This window comes from Francisella sp. 19X1-34 (assembly GCF_041102755.1).
Taxonomy (GTDB): Bacteria; Pseudomonadota; Gammaproteobacteria; order Francisellales; family Francisellaceae; genus Francisella.
Map to the genome: position 1 here is coordinate 1 of NZ_JBGCTX010000053.1, position 16,669 is coordinate 16,669.

Below are 16,669 nucleotides of genomic sequence, written 5' to 3' on the forward strand. Positions count from 1 at the left end.
GCACATTTTATGATTAAATTTGAAGATAGGATTGGTAGCCTATGAAAAATTTACACAAAAGTCTGTAAAGGGTCAATTAAATATTTTATCCTACAGTTGCATCTATTGAAATAGAGCTTCCATCATCAAGAATTAATACAAGAGGAACTTTATCACCCGCCTGTAGTTTCTTATTAAGACCTTCTAGCATTACATGTAGCTCTTGAAATGATAATGCAACAGAGTTATGAGGATATATTTCTATATTCTTAATCTGCTTCATAACCTTTTGACCTTTACTATTTTGGACAAAATGATGCAACTGTGTTTCTCTATCAATTGGAGAATATGCTGCAACAATATCAGCAGTCTTATCACTAGAGTTTTTGATACGCATCTTAACTTCTGCATTAGAATCTTTTAGAAGCTTAACTTCTGCTTTTGTTACTGCTAACTGACATGACTTATTATACGAATCAGCTGTACAGCTACTTTTACTAGTTACATTAGTACAAAACCCTGTTGATAAAGCCATAGTAGCTAAACCTATTCCTATAAGGACTTTTTTCATATTAAATATCTCTCCTATGTTTGTTAAAACTTCTCTAATTTCTATTATTAAAACAATTTTCTAGACTAATTAAAATGCAAATACCCTCCTTTTGCAAGGCATTTTTATAGAGTAACTCCTGATATATTTTCTTATTTAACAAAACTAATCAGCTTCGATAAAACGATAGCCCACAGCATTTTCAGTTGTTATCAGAGGTTGCTTTTTACATGACGCTAACTTCTTCCTTAATTGCCCTATATAAACTCTAAGATACTGTGCACCGTCTCCATAACAATTACCCCAAACTTCATTTAAAATCGTATTTTGCATAACAAGCTTACCTGCATGACTTACCAAATGGGATAGAATCATAAACTCTTTTTTTGATAAATGAATCTCTTGCTCATCAAGAATGACTTTATGATCATCTAAATCTACACTTAGATTAGCAAACTTAAGTAAATTAGATTTTTTCTGAGATCCTTCTAAAGTCATTAATTGTCGCCTAACCCTAGCTATAAGCTCTGGCATATCAAATGGTTTCTTAACATAATCATTAGCACCACTTTCAAGAGCTTTTACAACTTCTTCGGTATCATTACGTGCTGAAACAATTATCACAGGAGTAGAGTTATGTACTCGCATAGATCTAAGCCACTCTTGGCCATCTTGATCAGGTAAACCTAAATCAAGAACTATAACATCAGGAGTATAACTACTTAAAAGTTTACTAGCTTCAACTGCTGTTGTAGCAGACTCAATATCATAGCCTAAGACTAGAAATGTTTTTTCTAATAGTTTTCTTATCTGAGGTTCATCTTCAACTAGTAATATTTTTTGTACCATTTCCTACGCCTCATATTTATACTTAGTATCAACTATTTTTAACATTTGAAACTAAAGAAAGAGTTATTTTAAATACACTTCCCTTACCCTCTCCATCACTATAAGCACGTATTTTGCCATTATGTGCTGAAACTATACCTTTACATATGGCAAGACCTAAGCCATTACCATGAGTATAGCTATCTTCTTTCTCTATTCGATGAAATATTGTAAATATTTTCTCTAAATCAAACTCACTCAGTCCTACACCTTGATCAGCAACTTCAAAAAGGCAACTATTATCATTTTTCCTTTTTAAACTAACAACTATTTCTTTCTCAGGATCAGATGTAAATTTTACGGCATTATCAACTAAATTTAAAATAACTTGCTGAAACAATATTGGATCCATCTCTATATTAAAAGGCTCTTTTGGAGCTATGAACTTAAGCTTTTGTGAGCTATATACACGAAAGCAAATATTTTTGATCTCATCAAGAAAAACATTGCTATTAACACTTTGTATTTTTAATGAAAGTTTACCTGAATCTACCTTGAACATTTGCACGATATTATCGATATAATTATCTAGCCTTTTTGATTCAATTAACGCTAAATCTAACATTTCATCTTGTTGTTGTTGGCTAAATGAATCTTTAAAAGATTTAACACTACTTAAAGCTCCCATTATTGATGCTAAAGGAGTCTTAAGATCATGTGACACTGATGATAGCATTGATTTTTGTAGCTTACGTTGCTCATCTAAAAGTAATGATTTCTTCTCTTCTTTTTCTAAACTTCTCTTAAGAAGCAGATGTGATATATGAGAAAGCATACTGCTTAAAAGCACACTGTCAGAAGCTATTCTCTCTATTGTTTCCTCAGATTTTAGGTATATTGCAATAACTCCTAAAACTCTATTTTCGATTACTAGTGGCTCTATAGTCCAATTTAAGCCCGCAAAAGTATTTGTCCCTTTGCCACAGCTAACTTTATATTTAAAGCTCCATTTTGCAGCAGCTAGTTCTTTTTGGTTAAAATTAGGATGCTGGGGAAATGCCGCAGAATCAAGTTCAGAACCTGAAACACTTAAAAAAACAAAATCACACTTAAAGTACTCTTCTAAAGCATGTAAAAATATTGATCGTAGATCTTTATCTAAGCTCTTTTCATTAAACATTTTGGTAAAACGATAGAGTATAGATATATTATTTTCTCTTTCTTTAAGAAGTATAAAAGCTCTTTTTGTCCTTAAAATAACATGACTAGAGGAAACAACTATTATCATAAATATAGCTAAAGTAATTAACTCAGCTAAACTAGAAATATGTAAAACAAAGTTTGGCTCTAGATATAAATAAGTATATAAAAAGAAGCCTACTAATGACGTTACTATTGACGATACTAAGCCATATCTATAAGCACATGCCGCTATAACTATTAAAAAACAAAGTGTCTGTGATACAAGTCCTGCAAAATCTAAACTAAAAAATATAACAATACCAGCAAGAGCTGTTATAAGCGCAGACTTTAATGTATCAACAAATAGCTCTTTAAATTTATTCTTCTTATTTTTAGATACAACTTCAAGCTTATGGTCTTTCTTATTAATTGAAACGATATGTATCTGCATACCATTATTATTGCGAATAATATCATAAACAACTGAGCCCAAAATTTTGTCTTTCCACTTTGGCCTTATAGATTTACCAATAACTAAATCTGTTGCTCCTATTGAGTTTGCATACTCAAGTATCCCATCAGATACTCTATCTCCCAATATATGGTCTATACTATAACCTAAGCTACTTGCTAACATCTTATAGCGTCTGATCACACCAAAACTAAGCTTAGTTGCTATTTTATTTGGCTTTTGCACAAATACTGCCATTAGCCTAGCATTTAATGTCGTAGCTAAGAGCTTTCCTTTACGTAATAAACTTGGCGTAGCCTCATCATAACCGCAACATACTAGCACGTATGGCGATGTAGCAATGGCATTGCCATTTTGATAAAGCTTTCGATACTGTTGGATATCTTGACCGACATGATTTGCAGCCATTCTAAAGGTATAGTCTCTAAGTATCGTGAGATTTGTATACTGAAAATATCGTTCTAAAGCTCTATCTATAGCATCGCTTTTATAAACCTTACCTTGTTTTAATCTTTTTATAAGCTCTTCTGGAGTAATATCTACAACAACGAGTTCATCTGCTGACTGGATAAAGTCATTTGGAACTATTTCATTAACATTAGCCTGAGTTATTTGTGTAACTTCATAGGATAAGCTAGCAATATGTTGAATATTGATAGCTGTATAAACAGATATTCCTTCATCAAGTAGCTCTTCTATATCAATATAGCGCTTTTTATTTCTTGATGTTGCAAGATTTGTATGTGGTAGTTCATCAATTATAACAATATCTGGTTTTCTAGCCCTTATCGCATCTAGATCTAACTCTTCAAATATCTTGCCACGATAGTTTATTTTTTTAAGAGGCATAAGCTCTAAACCATCAAGCAAAGCTTGAGTCTCGGCTCTACCATGAGTTACTAAAAGGCCAACGACAACATCTTTATTATCACGCTGTAGAGATTTTGCATTATTTAGCATTGCGTAGCTTTTACCAACACCAGGAGCATATCCAAGAAAGATTTTTAGCTTACCTTTTTTTGACTCTTGGCTTTTATTTGCTAAATTTAATAATGCATCTACTTTTTGTTTATTATCCATTTAAGTCTCTATAAGTGAATTTGATAAAGCTTAAAAGCTACTAAGAAAATTATAGCAGAGAAACTAACTAATGATTTACATCACTATCATTAAAATCTATAACTAAGAAACTTTTTTATTTAAAATTTTAAGTAGATCAATATTCAAATTAAGAACATTCACTGTATCGATTCCTAGTAAATGCTTAGTTGTATTTTTCTCTATTAGCTGCTCTACTTGTTTAACTGGTAAGTTATTTTTCTTAGCTACATACTCAGCTTGATACTTAGCTGCTTGTAAACTTATATCAGGATCAATTCCGCTAGCTGAAGCAAAGATCATATCTTCAGGAATAGTCTTAGATCCGTATCTAGCTTGTAGCTTGCTAACTCTTTCTTTAACCTCTTTTAGCTGAGTTTTATTATTAACAGCATAGTTTGTTCCGCCAGTTGCTAATGGATTATCATTTAATGCTGATGGTCTTGTTTGGAATAAATTTCTCGGCATAACTTGGCCAATCAACTTAGATCCAACTAGCTTGCCATTATAGTAATCTTGAGATCCTGTTGTTGTACTTTTTGATACAGTATAACCAACTGACATAATAAAAAATGGATAAACTACTCCTAATACCAGAGTGAATAAAAGCATCGCTTTAAATGATTTAAATAAATTTAACATCCTATACTCTCCTTACCTAAACCAAATGAATAGCAGTAATAAACATATCAATCAACTTAATACATATAAATGGCACTATTACGCCACCTAAGCCATAATATAAAAGGTTCTTACGTAATAAAGTTTGTGATGATGCAACTACGTTTTTTACCCCTATTAGAGCCATAGGAATCAAAAATATAATAATTAAGGCATTAAATATCACAGCTGATAATATTGCACTTGTAGATGAATGAAGATTCATTATATTCATAGCACCCAAACTTGGAAAAGCTGTTACAAATAGTGCAGGAATTACTACAAAATATTTTGCAATATCATTCGTCACGCTAAATGTTGTTAGAGCTCCTCGAGTAACCAGTATCTGCTTACCAATTTTAACGATCTCTATGATTTTCTTAGGATCTGAATCTAGATCAACCATATTCCCAGCTTCTCTAGCTGCAGAGGTTCCTGTAGCCATAGCAATACCAACATCTGCTTGAGCAAGTGCAGGAGCATCATTTGTTCCATCACCACACATTGCTACAGTTTTACCTTCTTCTTGAGCTTTTATAATATAATCTAGCTTATCTTGAGGTGATGCTTGAGCGACAAAATCATCAACACCTGCTTCAGCTGCAATCGCTGCCGCAGTTAGAGGGTTATCACCTGTAATCATTACAGTCTGCACACCCATTTTACGTAACTCTTCAAAACGCTGTTTAATCTTTGGTTTAATAATATCTTTAAGATGTACAACCCCTAAAAGCCTATCTTTTTGAGCTACTGCTAGAGGTGTACCACCTTGTTCTGATATTTGTTCAGTTACTTTTTTAAACATCGCAGCTAAACCGCTATCAAGCTTACCTTCTAGATAGCTATCTACAGAAGATATAGCCCCTTTTCTTATTTCTAAGTTTTGATAGTCTATACCACTCATTCTTGTATATGCTGAGAAAGGTATAATTTCTGCCTCTGATAAATCTACTTTCTTTTTATCAAAACCAAAGTTTTTTTCTGCTAGTTTAACAATTGATTTACCTTCAGGTGTCTCATCGACTAAAGAGCATAACCATGCAGCATGTGCAAGCTCCTCTGGAGAAGCCGCCCCTAATGGAATAAAATCTGTTGCAAAACGATTACCTAATGTAATGGTTCCTGTTTTATCTAAAAGTAATAAATCAATATTACCGGAAGACTCTACAGCTCTACCTGACATAGCTACTATATTAAACTTTAATAATCTATCCATACCTGATATCCCAACAGCTGAAAGCAGGCCTGCTATTGTTGTTGGTATTAAAGTCACAAATAAAGCTATCAAGACTACTGCTGATAACTGTATTTTACTATACATTGCCATGCCATATAAAGAGCATATCGCAAATACAAAAATCAACGTCAAACCCGATAATAAAATAGTCAAAGCAATTTCATTTGGTGACTTAAGCCTTTTGGCATTCTCAACAAGATCTATCATCTTATCTAAAAAGCTCTCGCCAGGATTAGATGTGACTTTAATTTTGACACTATCAGATAAAACTTTTGTACCAGCTGTTACTGCTGAGTTATCGGAACCTGCCTCTTTGACAACGGGTTCTGACTCACCTGTTATTGCTGATTCATCAATTGTCGCCATACCTTCAATAACATCACCATCACATGGGATAAAATTATTAGTATCAACAAAGACAATATCACCTATTTTAAGGCTCTCTGCATCTACTTTTGTAAGATTCCCCTCACTATCTTCTTTCATAGCAAAGAGCTTTGACTTAGCTGCTTTTAACGTATCTGCTTGAGCCTTACCTCTACCTTCAGCAATACCCTCAGCAAAGTTGGCAAAAAATATTGTAAACCACAGCCAAATAACTACTTGTAATGTAAAACCAATGCTTTGACCAGAAAAAAGCTCTGTAATTAAATATAACGTACATAATAAAGTAACAACTTCAACACAGAACATAACTGGGTTTTTGATCATCTGACGAGGATCACATTTTGTAAAAGTTTTTTTTAGAGCTGGAACTAATAGCTCTTTTGATAATAGACTAGGAGACTTTTTTGTACTCATAACTTCAACCTATAAATAAGTTAGATTTAATTGATCTAATATTGGACCTAAACCTAATGCTGGGAATATTGTTAAACCACCAATTATTAATATTGTAAAAAGCACTAATATTGAGAAAATAATACTTGTCGTATCTAATGAACTAATTTCACATATTTGTAAGCTACGCTTTTTCTTAACTAAAGACCCAGCTAACATTAACACTGCAAAAATTATGCCAAATCTACCAATAAACATACTCAATGCTATAGTTATATTTAAATAATTAGTATTTGCCGCTAAGCCTGCAAAAGAGCTACCGTTATTATTTGCTCCTGAAATATAGGCATATAATATTTCAGAGAAGCCATGAGCACCACTATTTGTTAAAGATGCATGCACACTTGGTATAACACTAGCTAACCCTGTAAATACCAATACACAACATGGCGAAACTAATAAAGCAAGCATAGTCCATTTCATATCATTAGCTTCTATGCGTTTACCTAAAAAGCTTGGCGCTCTACCGATCATTAATGAGCCAATAAATACAGCTAACATTAAAAACATAAAGAAACCGTAAAAACCAGCTCCAATACCTCCAAATACAACTTCACCTATTGCCATATTTAGCATAGCCATCATTCCACCAATAGCAGAATAACTATCGATTACACTATTTACTCCACCATCTGAAGCTGATGTAGATACAGTGTTATACAAAGTTGAATTAAATATACCAAAGCGAGTTTCTTTACCTTCCATATTAGATAAGTGACCTACTTGACCATATATATCTTGGATATGCTTACTATCAAGAAAATCTAAACCATGAAGCTCTGAAATTGTCATAATAAGTAAAGAGATGATAAATAAAACCAACATCACTCCAAAAATAGTCCAGCCTTGCTTTGTATTTCCAACCCATTTACCAAATGTGTAAGTTAAAGCTGCCGGTATCGCAAATATTGAGACCATTTGGATATAATTTGTTATTAGTGTTGGATTCTCATATGGATGTGCTGAATTAGCTCCAAAGAAACCTCCTCCATTAGTTCCAAGTGACTTTATTGCTTCTTGAGAAGCTACAGGACCTTGTGGAATAATTTGCTCACTCCCAGCTAGAGTATGAACATGTAAATATGCCATTATATTTTGTGGCACTCCTTGGAATACATATACAACCGCAATAACTATTGATATCGGTAATAATATCCAAAATATGCCTTTGCCAAGATCATTCCAGAAATTACCAACTGTTGCTGTTTCATGTCTAGCTATAGACCTTATCAAAGCAATTGCTACAGATAATCCAACAGCTGCTGAAGCAAAATTTTGTACCCCAAGAGCTATCATCTGCGAAAAATAGCTAACACCTGTTTCTCCAGAATAACTCTGCCAGTTTGTATTTGTCACAAAGCTAATAGCTGTATTGAATGCTTGGGAAAGGCTCATACTTTTTATTTCTTGAGGATTTAAAGGAAAAACTCCTTGTAAGACTAGTATTAGAAAGACAAAGATAAAAGCCATTATTGAGAAACTTAATAAACTAAAAAAATAAGCCTTTGCTGTTTGTTCTTTTCTTGAGCTCTCCCCCAAGAATAACAAATATAATCTTTGGAATGGTCTAGCAAACCAATCTAAATTAGTTTTTTCATTATTAAAAACTTTAAATATATAGCTCCCTAATGGCTTTGTTAACAAAGCTATTATTACTATAAAGATTACAAATATTATAAAGTTTAGATACATACCTTACCCCTAACAATTAGAATTTATCTGGAAAGATAAGAGCCAAAGTCATATAAACCGCTAAAGTTATCATTACAACTGCAGAAAGAAAAATCATATCAACCTCTTTTTATATTTTAAATTTATATCAATTTTCAAAGGTGATAGATTATAGATTCTAAAGGTATAAAAGTTCTATTAGGAAATAATAAAAAAAGTATAAAATTTTCATAAAATTTTGTATTCTAAAAGACAATTAAATCACGAGCACGATCTTCTAAACTGACTAATCTAACATCGATGTTAAAAGCTTTTTGAATATTGTGTTTCGTCAAAACATTTTTTGTTTTATCAAAAGCTATAGCTTTACTATTTTTAAGCAGTAGACTATTTTCGTAATATTCTAAAGCAATATTCAAATCATGCCCTATTACTAATATCGCTAAACTATTCTGTGATATCAGTCGCTTTAAAATCTCTAATGTTTGACGTTGATAATATATATCCATATGGGCACTATACTCATCTAAGAATAAGTATCCACTATACTCTTTATCATTACTATTTAGCTGTACTAATGCTCTTGCTAACTGGACACGCTGGCGCTCACCTCCAGAAAGTTGCTGATAACTTTTTTGACAAAACATCTCTGCTTCAAAAATCCTTAAAGCCTTTATGGCTCTAAGATATGAATCTTCTTTTAAGCGTCCATTGGTATAAGCTAACGTTCCTAGTAAAACATAATCAATAACTTTTATATCTGTAGATACTGACTCATGTTGTCGAACTAAAGCTATTTGTTTACTTAGTTGATTAGCAGGTATGTTTTTTAGTAACTGATTATCTAACAGGATTTCTCCAGTATAATTATGAAAATCCCTACATATCAACTTTAGCAGTGTTGACTTACCAGCTCCATTTGCACCTAAGATACCTGTAATAGAACCTTTAGTGACTTTAAATGACACATCATCTAGGAGTTTTTTTCTGCCAATATTTAATGAAATATTATTTATCGATAGCATTTAGTTTCCTCCATTTTGAACTTTTTTACTAAATAGAAGATATACAAAATATGGTGCGCCAATAAGAGCTGTCATTAAACCAATCGGCAACTCCGCTGGTGATAAAATCATTCTTGATAAAATATCTGCAACTGTTAATAACAAAGCTCCAAATATCGCTGAAAAAAACATCAAATACTTATGCTCATTACCTATCAAAAAACGCATAATATGAGGCACAACAAGCCCGATAAAAGCAATTGGTCCAGCTACAGCAGTACTTGCCCCAACTAAAAGAGCGATAATAACTATACTTTTGAATTTATACTGTTGAATATTTATCCCCAGCATTCTTGCATACTCTTCTCCAGAGATCATAGCATTTAGATATTTTGAAATATTTCTCATGAATAAAATTGCCACAAAAACACTAACTAATAAAAATACAACTTGCCCCAATGTAATATTGGCAAAGCTTCCCATTTGCCAAAAAGTAATATTACGTAAAATCCCATCATCTGATAAGTATGTCATCACACCTATTAAAGCACCACATAGAGCATTAATAGCAACACCAGCTAAAACTAATATGCCTAAATTGCTTCTTCCCTTTGTAACAGATAATAGATACGTTATGAAAGTGATAACTAAACTGCCTACAAATGCACTTATACCCATTCCCCAAGTGGCTATAAAACTAGTTTGAATAATATTCTCAGTCGCCAGTAGAAATATAATCGCAAATAAAGATGCCCCACTAGTCATACCTAAAAGAGCAGGATCTGCTAGAGGATTTCTAAAAAGCCCCTGCATCATCACTCCTGATACTGCAAGTCCAGCTCCAACAACTGCTGAGGCAACTAATCTTGGCAAACGCAACTGTAAAACAACTTGCTCAACTAAAGTATTATTTTTGTCAAATATACTATCAAGATTAAAACTTAAAGCGCCAAGCTTAATTGATAAAAAGCAAACTACAATCAATAATGCTATTAAAATGATACTCCATAACTGATACTTTCTTCGCTGAGTAACAAATAGTTTTCTTGCAAAAGCTTGTGTTGAATCCATTATCCCACCTATAAGTAAATCTTTTGTGCTAGCTGAAGTTTAGTACTTCCAAAAGTACTACCAAAATTATCTAGTCTAATAGCATTTAACTTAGCAATCTTAGTACCATTCTGATTATGTAAGAAATCAAGCTGCTGCTTATAAGGAACAGCGGCTTTTTTATTTGCCTGAGCTACAATGACAACTGATGGTTTAAGACTTAATAGACCTTCTTTTGATACAGGCCTCATCCCTGTAAAACCTAAAATATTATCTGCCCCAACAGATTTTAACCAAGTATCTCCTATAGTATTTTTACCTAACAGATAGGCACCATTACCAGATATTTGTAATAATAGTAAAACTTTTGGTTTAGTCTTATTAGGCTTTTGTTTATAGTATTGATTAATAATTTCTTGAGTTTTATTTTCTTGATTATCTAACTTTTCAATCAATTTATTAGCTGCTTTTTTAGAGTCTGTAATATTAGCAATAGTTAAAATGTTTTCTTTAACATCGTTTAGGTTATTAGCCTTTCTAAGACGTATAGTCTTGATACCAAAGTTGTTAAGTCTATTAATTACTGAAGCTGGCGAAGCTGATGGATCAACAATAACAATATCAGGTTTCAAAGCAACAATACTTTCTATAGTTAAAGCTCGCATATAACCTATATTTTTCACATGAGTATTGCCATGCTTGCTAATCTTTTTCACGCTCTCTAAATCACTACCAATTATATCTTTATTATCAAACGTTGAAGTTATTGAGCTTGCGGTAGGTCCAATTGTAATAATTGACTTTGCAAAGCTATTTGAAAAAGCACATAACATTATTAATAATATAAAAGTATTTAACTTATTTATTCTAGGCATTTTGTTGTTCCTTTAAATTAAATGATATTGTCTGCTCAACTGTTGTTGAGACATTTGTAAAACCGCTTTTTGCTGGAGTAAAGACTAATTTCTCAAACCATTTAATTGCAGCCTGATCCAAATCATCAAAACCACTAGATTGTAAAATATGAACTCCAACAACTTGACCTTTTGAATTTATATTTGCTTTTATTCTTACATGACCTTGTTCATTATTCTTAATCGCAGAGCTCGGGTAGTCTAGTTTTGGTGGTGTATATTTTAATTTTGGCTGTTGGGTTATTTTAGCTATGGCTTTATTCTCTTTAACATTAACGTTTGCAGATTTCTTATGTATATTAGACTTTTCTTGTTTATGAGGTTTATTCTTAGTTAACTTAGCTTTGGTATTTTTTGTTTTTTTAACTGCTTTTGTTGCATGTTTTAGCTCTTTAGCAGTAACTTCTTTAGAGCTAGTCTTTGGTTGACTAACTATATTTATTTTCTTAACTATCTCCTCAATTGATTGAGATTTTAGTTGAGTTTCACCAATATACCATTGTGTAGATTTTGACTGATTTAATGCAGCATAAATACTGTAATCAACGAATATTGAACCAACAATTGCTACTGTAAACTTAAGTGTCCTAAGCATATATGTCCTCTCTAAAAATTATAGCTTGCTTGCAAATAAAAATTTCGCCCCATAGCTGGTACAAGATTTTGTCCATCATAGTTTTGATAATACCTATTAAAAACGTTATTAACCCCAGCACTTACATTTAACCCTTTAAAGCGTTTAGGTTGCCATTTATAACCTAGGTTCAGTAAGACATAACCAGGAACATTACTAATTGGGTTCTCACCTCCAGGTGGAACTCTATTTTGTGTTAAAGCATAATTAATACTTGTTTGAAAAGAGCTATCTATTGGCTTGATTGGAATATCAAGTGTTGCTATTCCTTTTGCTCTAGGAATAGGTAATGGGCTTCCTGAAGGCACTAAACTACCTCCAGATCCTTGATAAGCAGATAAGCTCTCTCCTCTTGTATAAGTGAAGTTTGTACCAAAATCAAACCAACTATTATGATATTTAAATGCCAAACTATAACCAAATAGTTGAGCATGAGAAATATTTATATTTTGTATTTTATAAATCTGCTGAGAAGCATTTACTTTTGAATCAACTATAAAATTACTAACATCATTTAGAAATATATTACTATTAAAATAGAAACTCTGTGTCGGCGTTAGTTGCTTATTAACAGTAATACCAACAGATTTATTATGTCCTATTTCTGGCTTTAAATTAGCATTTGGAACAAATTGTAAGAAACTCATTCCTGGATGACTTCCACCTAAGAATAAATCTTGTAGAGATGGAATTCTATAACCTTCTGTATAAGCAAAGTATACTTTTAATGGTTTAATAATTTTATAACTAATACTTCCTTGTTTTGTGAAAAAAGCCCCTCCGTTCTGTAGCTTCCCACTTTGGCTATGGTATCCATTAACACGCCCACCTAGAGTTATATTTAATTTAGAAGTAATATCCCAACTATCCTGTAAATATCCACTATAGGTTTGCTGATTAGCTGTAGGGAAATTTAAACTATTTTTCCCGACATTAAAGCCATTAAAAAATTTAAACTCTGTACCGTAAACTAGGTTTTGCTTTAGAACAAAAGTCTTGTTTGTAACCCTAAAACCAGTAGTATTAATCTTTATATTTTGAGGCACTGCAAAACCTTGACCATCATTGATAGGATTAGAGTTATAGTTATTTCTGATATAAAAAACTTTAGCTGCTAAATTAACATAAGGATTATTAGGATTTAGATAATACTCCAGCATTACTTGTTGTTGTAAGAAGTTAAACTTTGAAGGTGGATTATATTCTCCTACAACATCATTTATCGTCGCCGGATAAAGTCCATTATTCTGCATTGATAACCAATAAGCCTTAAAAGTTTGTATCTTTGAAATATTCCAAACGCCTTTTAATAAGAACTGTAGATTATTACTTGCTGAGAAAGGTAGATTAGTATGATTCCCTAATCTAATATCATTATTACGACCGCCAACAATATCAAATAAGTAACTAAAATCGCCTGCCTTGAAAGCTACTGCTGTATTACCATTAACTCCCAGATCACCTGTTTCTCCACCTACGCCTAGCTTAGTAGCAAATGATCTACCTTTTAATAAATCACTAGGATCAATAGTTTCAAAGTTTACAGCACCACCTAATGCGCCGTTACCATAGACTATATTACTACCTGACTGATCTGCTGATACTTGCTTATAAAGAGACTCACTAGGTAGCTGACGTGTTGAGTTATGACCAAAGGAAGCAAAGTTATTATTGATACCATCAATACCTACAAATACTCTATTAAAAGCTAAGCCTCCCATACTTATGTTTTGGGATATCTCTCTACTTCCACTAAATATCTGCACCCCTTGTAATTTATTTAGCTGATCAGCAGTTGATAAAATCAAAGAGTTCTTTGAATTAGATGTAGATAATGGAGGTGCAGCATTTGCACTTTGCTCTACAGACTCTTTTTTCTTTTTATCTTTTTTTATGTTTCCAACATCCGCTTTTTTTACAGCTGCTACCTCAATCTCACCTAAATCAACAGTATCACCATTATTTTCCTGCTGAGTTTGTTGAGAATATGCACACGAGAACATAAGTAGTGATAATATAATTCTCACTAATATATTTTTTTTCATTTTTCTTATCTTAGTTTAAGGCTATTTAGTTACTTGAATATCTGCAGTAGTTAGTCCTAACTCTTTTATAGCAGCAAAAATCTCAAGCATATTTTGTAGTGATATTTTCTTATCGGCAGCTATCTCTATCTCTTTTAAATCCTTACTTTTCTGTATGCTTTTAAGGTATCTTTGAAGACTTCCAAGAGATTCAAAATGCTTATTGTTGATAAGAAAATTCTTTGAGCTTTTTATATATACTGTCATCTTCAATGCTTTACTTTGTGATACCGCTTGACCTTTGACTTCAGGTAACGGCAACTTAAGTATATGTTGGACTGGTCCAGCTAACAGCACAAACATCACTAGCAATACAAGCATAAAGTCAAGTAGTGGAATTAGATTTGGTTCATCTAAATCAAGACTACTATTATGAGATTTATTTGTACTTGAAATCATATCTAAGCCTGCTTTTTCACATAAAGATTATCTGTTAAGTATTGCGTTTTATTAGCTATTTTTTGACGCTCTAACCCTAGTGCAAGATCATTTAAAACCTCTTCAGCACGAAATAGATAGCTCTCACTATAATGTCTAAAACAATAGAAAGTAAACATGCTAAGTAACGCTAAAATAATACCCAAAGCTGTCGCGTACATAGCCTCAGATAAATATAAGATCATATGCTCAAGACCACTACCATTAAGAGACTCAGCAAGAGCTTTAAATGAGTGACTCATACTCCAAATAGTTCCTAGCAAACCTAACATCGGTGAAACTACAGCAAAGAAGTTTAACCAAACCAATGGTTGCTGCAAGCGCTTACGCTCTTTACGCATCTGTATGCTAACAGCATTCTCAGCGATATCTTTAGATTCTAAAAGTAATGGTGCAATATACTTAGAAAGCTTACTATTAGTATTATTTATTCTATTTTTTATAGCATTACTATCACCTTGGCCAACTAAAATTATTAAGCTTTCAATCTGTAACGATTTAAACCTCGGTAAGAAAACAAATGTAATACATCTTTCGATACATATAGCAGTAAGTACTAAACTTACCAATAGCATTAAATAACCTACTAGTCCAAACTGACTCAAAAAATAGCTAAGCATAATTAATCTTGACCTTGTTGCTCTCTAGCTTTCTTACCCATTTCTATAAATGCTGTCTTAAGGCTTGAAAGCGTTTCTACAGGCTTTTCAAAATTGATATAGTGATTTTTATGCTCACTTTGTAACCATAGCCCTTCTTGGTCAAAATATATCATTCTAAGTTGAGAGTAATATCCTTGGTTTAGAGCATATAGCTGATAGCATAGCTTAAGAAGCTCTAAATGGTCTTCATTCATATGCTTCACAACACTAGATATAGAATCACCTGTGAAATTTTGTTTTAAACAAAAGTCATCTTTTTTAATCCAATGAGCATCAGCAAAGCCACCAATAAATCTGACACGTTCTATCTCCAACTCATAGTATTCAAATCCTTTATGAACAACATTTTGAGTTGCATCAGAATTATTTGGGAAAAACAATGAGTAAATATGGTGATTATTTTCTAACTCAGATTTTCTTGCTTTACCTAATAGAGTTACTCTCGCAGTTTCTCTAATATCATTAGCCTCATCAGCAATTATTGTTAATGACACTTTATCATCGAGGTTAATATTGCGTGTATGCTGAGAAATCTTAGCTACATATATGATAATATTGCCATCTTGATTGATAGCATATTGAACCATCGAGCCAAAAGGGTATCCTGGCATAGAATTAGACTGTGTTGCTAAGACACCATATAACTTCTGTTTTACTACACATCTAGCACGAAAAGCAGCATTTTGTTTTTTATCCATCATCACTCCAATTGAGGTTAATTATCATTTACTTTTTATTTATTCAGTAATGATAACCATTATTATTTAATGGTCAATAAAATATACAGCAACTTCTTATTTTTTACTAAAACTAAAATTAGAAGCTATTTAAGATGTATAAATTTTATATAGAAATATAAGATTTTATTTTATTAATAATGAAAATAGAGGGCTACGTTGCTTTTATCTACTAAGTATTTAGAAACTTAATTCAATCAAGAAAGATTTATTATTCAGCCAATTTTTTATCAAATAAGCTATGAGTAAATATTCTATATTTATCTGGATGCTTTTTGATTTTTTCTACCAATACATTGCCTCCCTGCCTATCAGTCTGTTCAAATACCTCAAAACTTATTATATACTCTATGTCTTCTTTATCTAATCTAGCTTTAGAGGAAGACTTTGTAAGTTCTTCTCTATAACCTCCAATTATCCTAAGGCGATTAGTTACTTCAGTTTTTTCCAAAGAAAGCATAGATGCTATCTCTAAAATAGATTTTGTATTATATTTTTTCATACTATCCCTCTTAAATAGTCTGCTAATTTCCAAATATCTGGGAGTTAAACTAGGTTCTGTGCACAAAAAATATAAATTAGATTGAAAATAGCTAAACCGTTGTTATTTAAAAGTTGAAAGGCAGTAA

General features: G+C 32.2%; 15 protein-coding genes. All 15 read right to left on the reverse strand.

What is annotated here, in order from left to right; genetic code table 11:
* Positions 1–85 precede the first annotated feature (85 nt).
* The 15 genes from AB8E56_RS08705 to AB8E56_RS08775 all read right to left on the reverse strand — a co-directional run bounded on the left by AB8E56_RS08705 (position 86) and on the right by AB8E56_RS08775 (position 16,542).
* Positions 86–550 (reverse strand): copper chaperone PCu(A)C, encoded by a 465-nt coding sequence (locus tag AB8E56_RS08705; RefSeq protein ID WP_329480149.1) that lies wholly within the window; start codon positions 548–550, stop codon positions 86–88.
* A gap of 144 nt (positions 551–694) precedes the next feature.
* The gene (locus tag AB8E56_RS08710) at positions 695–1,378 is read right to left on the reverse strand and encodes a response regulator transcription factor (protein ID WP_329480151.1); all 684 of its coding nucleotides are present in this window, start codon (positions 1,376–1,378) and stop codon (positions 695–697) included.
* A 28-nt stretch (positions 1,379–1,406) separates the two neighbouring features.
* Complete coding sequence (locus AB8E56_RS08715; RefSeq protein WP_329480153.1) at positions 1,407–4,091, reverse strand: ATP-binding protein; 2,685 nt, start codon at positions 4,089–4,091, stop codon at positions 1,407–1,409.
* Positions 4,092–4,193: 102 nt separating this feature from the next.
* Positions 4,194–4,751 carry a potassium-transporting ATPase subunit C gene (locus AB8E56_RS08720; RefSeq protein WP_329480155.1) on the reverse strand — a complete coding sequence of 186 codons (558 nt, stop codon included), beginning with the start codon at positions 4,749–4,751 and terminating at the stop codon, positions 4,194–4,196.
* 16 nt (positions 4,752–4,767) lie between these two features.
* A complete protein-coding gene (gene kdpB, locus AB8E56_RS08725; RefSeq protein ID WP_329480157.1) occupies positions 4,768–6,807 on the reverse strand; it encodes a potassium-transporting ATPase subunit KdpB in 2,040 nt (679 codons plus the stop codon).
* Positions 6,808–6,816: 9 nt separating this feature from the next.
* Positions 6,817–8,538 carry a potassium-transporting ATPase subunit KdpA gene (kdpA, locus tag AB8E56_RS08730; RefSeq protein ID WP_329480159.1) on the reverse strand — a complete coding sequence of 574 codons (1,722 nt, stop codon included), beginning with the start codon at positions 8,536–8,538 and terminating at the stop codon, positions 6,817–6,819.
* A 224-nt stretch (positions 8,539–8,762) separates the two neighbouring features.
* Entirely contained in the window at positions 8,763–9,542 is a 780-nt protein-coding gene (locus tag AB8E56_RS08735; RefSeq protein ID WP_329480161.1) for an ATP-binding cassette domain-containing protein, read from the reverse strand.
* Entirely contained in the window at positions 9,543–10,592 is a 1,050-nt protein-coding gene (locus tag AB8E56_RS08740) for an iron ABC transporter permease (protein WP_329480163.1), read from the reverse strand.
* 8 nt (positions 10,593–10,600) lie between these two features.
* Positions 10,601–11,446: an ABC transporter substrate-binding protein gene (locus tag AB8E56_RS08745; RefSeq protein ID WP_329480165.1), complete on the reverse strand. Its 846-nt coding sequence runs from the start codon at positions 11,444–11,446 to the stop codon at positions 10,601–10,603.
* Positions 11,439–12,080 carry a TonB family protein gene (locus tag AB8E56_RS08750; protein WP_329480167.1) on the reverse strand — a complete coding sequence of 214 codons (642 nt, stop codon included), beginning with the start codon at positions 12,078–12,080 and terminating at the stop codon, positions 11,439–11,441. The genes AB8E56_RS08745 and AB8E56_RS08750 overlap by 8 nt, the downstream gene beginning before the upstream one ends.
* A gap of 11 nt (positions 12,081–12,091) precedes the next feature.
* Positions 12,092–14,164: a TonB-dependent receptor gene (locus AB8E56_RS08755; RefSeq protein ID WP_329480169.1), complete on the reverse strand. Its 2,073-nt coding sequence runs from the start codon at positions 14,162–14,164 to the stop codon at positions 12,092–12,094.
* A gap of 21 nt (positions 14,165–14,185) precedes the next feature.
* Entirely contained in the window at positions 14,186–14,602 is a 417-nt protein-coding gene (locus tag AB8E56_RS08760) for a biopolymer transporter ExbD (protein WP_329480171.1), read from the reverse strand.
* Positions 14,603–14,604: 2 nt separating this feature from the next.
* Positions 14,605–15,261, reverse strand: a complete 657-nt coding sequence (locus AB8E56_RS08765; protein WP_329480173.1) for a MotA/TolQ/ExbB proton channel family protein — start codon at positions 15,259–15,261, stop codon at positions 14,605–14,607.
* 2 nt (positions 15,262–15,263) lie between these two features.
* Entirely contained in the window at positions 15,264–16,001 is a 738-nt protein-coding gene (locus AB8E56_RS08770) for a DUF2470 domain-containing protein (protein ID WP_329480175.1), read from the reverse strand.
* 250 nt (positions 16,002–16,251) lie between these two features.
* Positions 16,252–16,542 carry a hypothetical protein gene (locus AB8E56_RS08775; protein WP_329480178.1) on the reverse strand — a complete coding sequence of 97 codons (291 nt, stop codon included), beginning with the start codon at positions 16,540–16,542 and terminating at the stop codon, positions 16,252–16,254.
* Between the last annotated feature and the right edge of the window lie 127 nt (positions 16,543–16,669).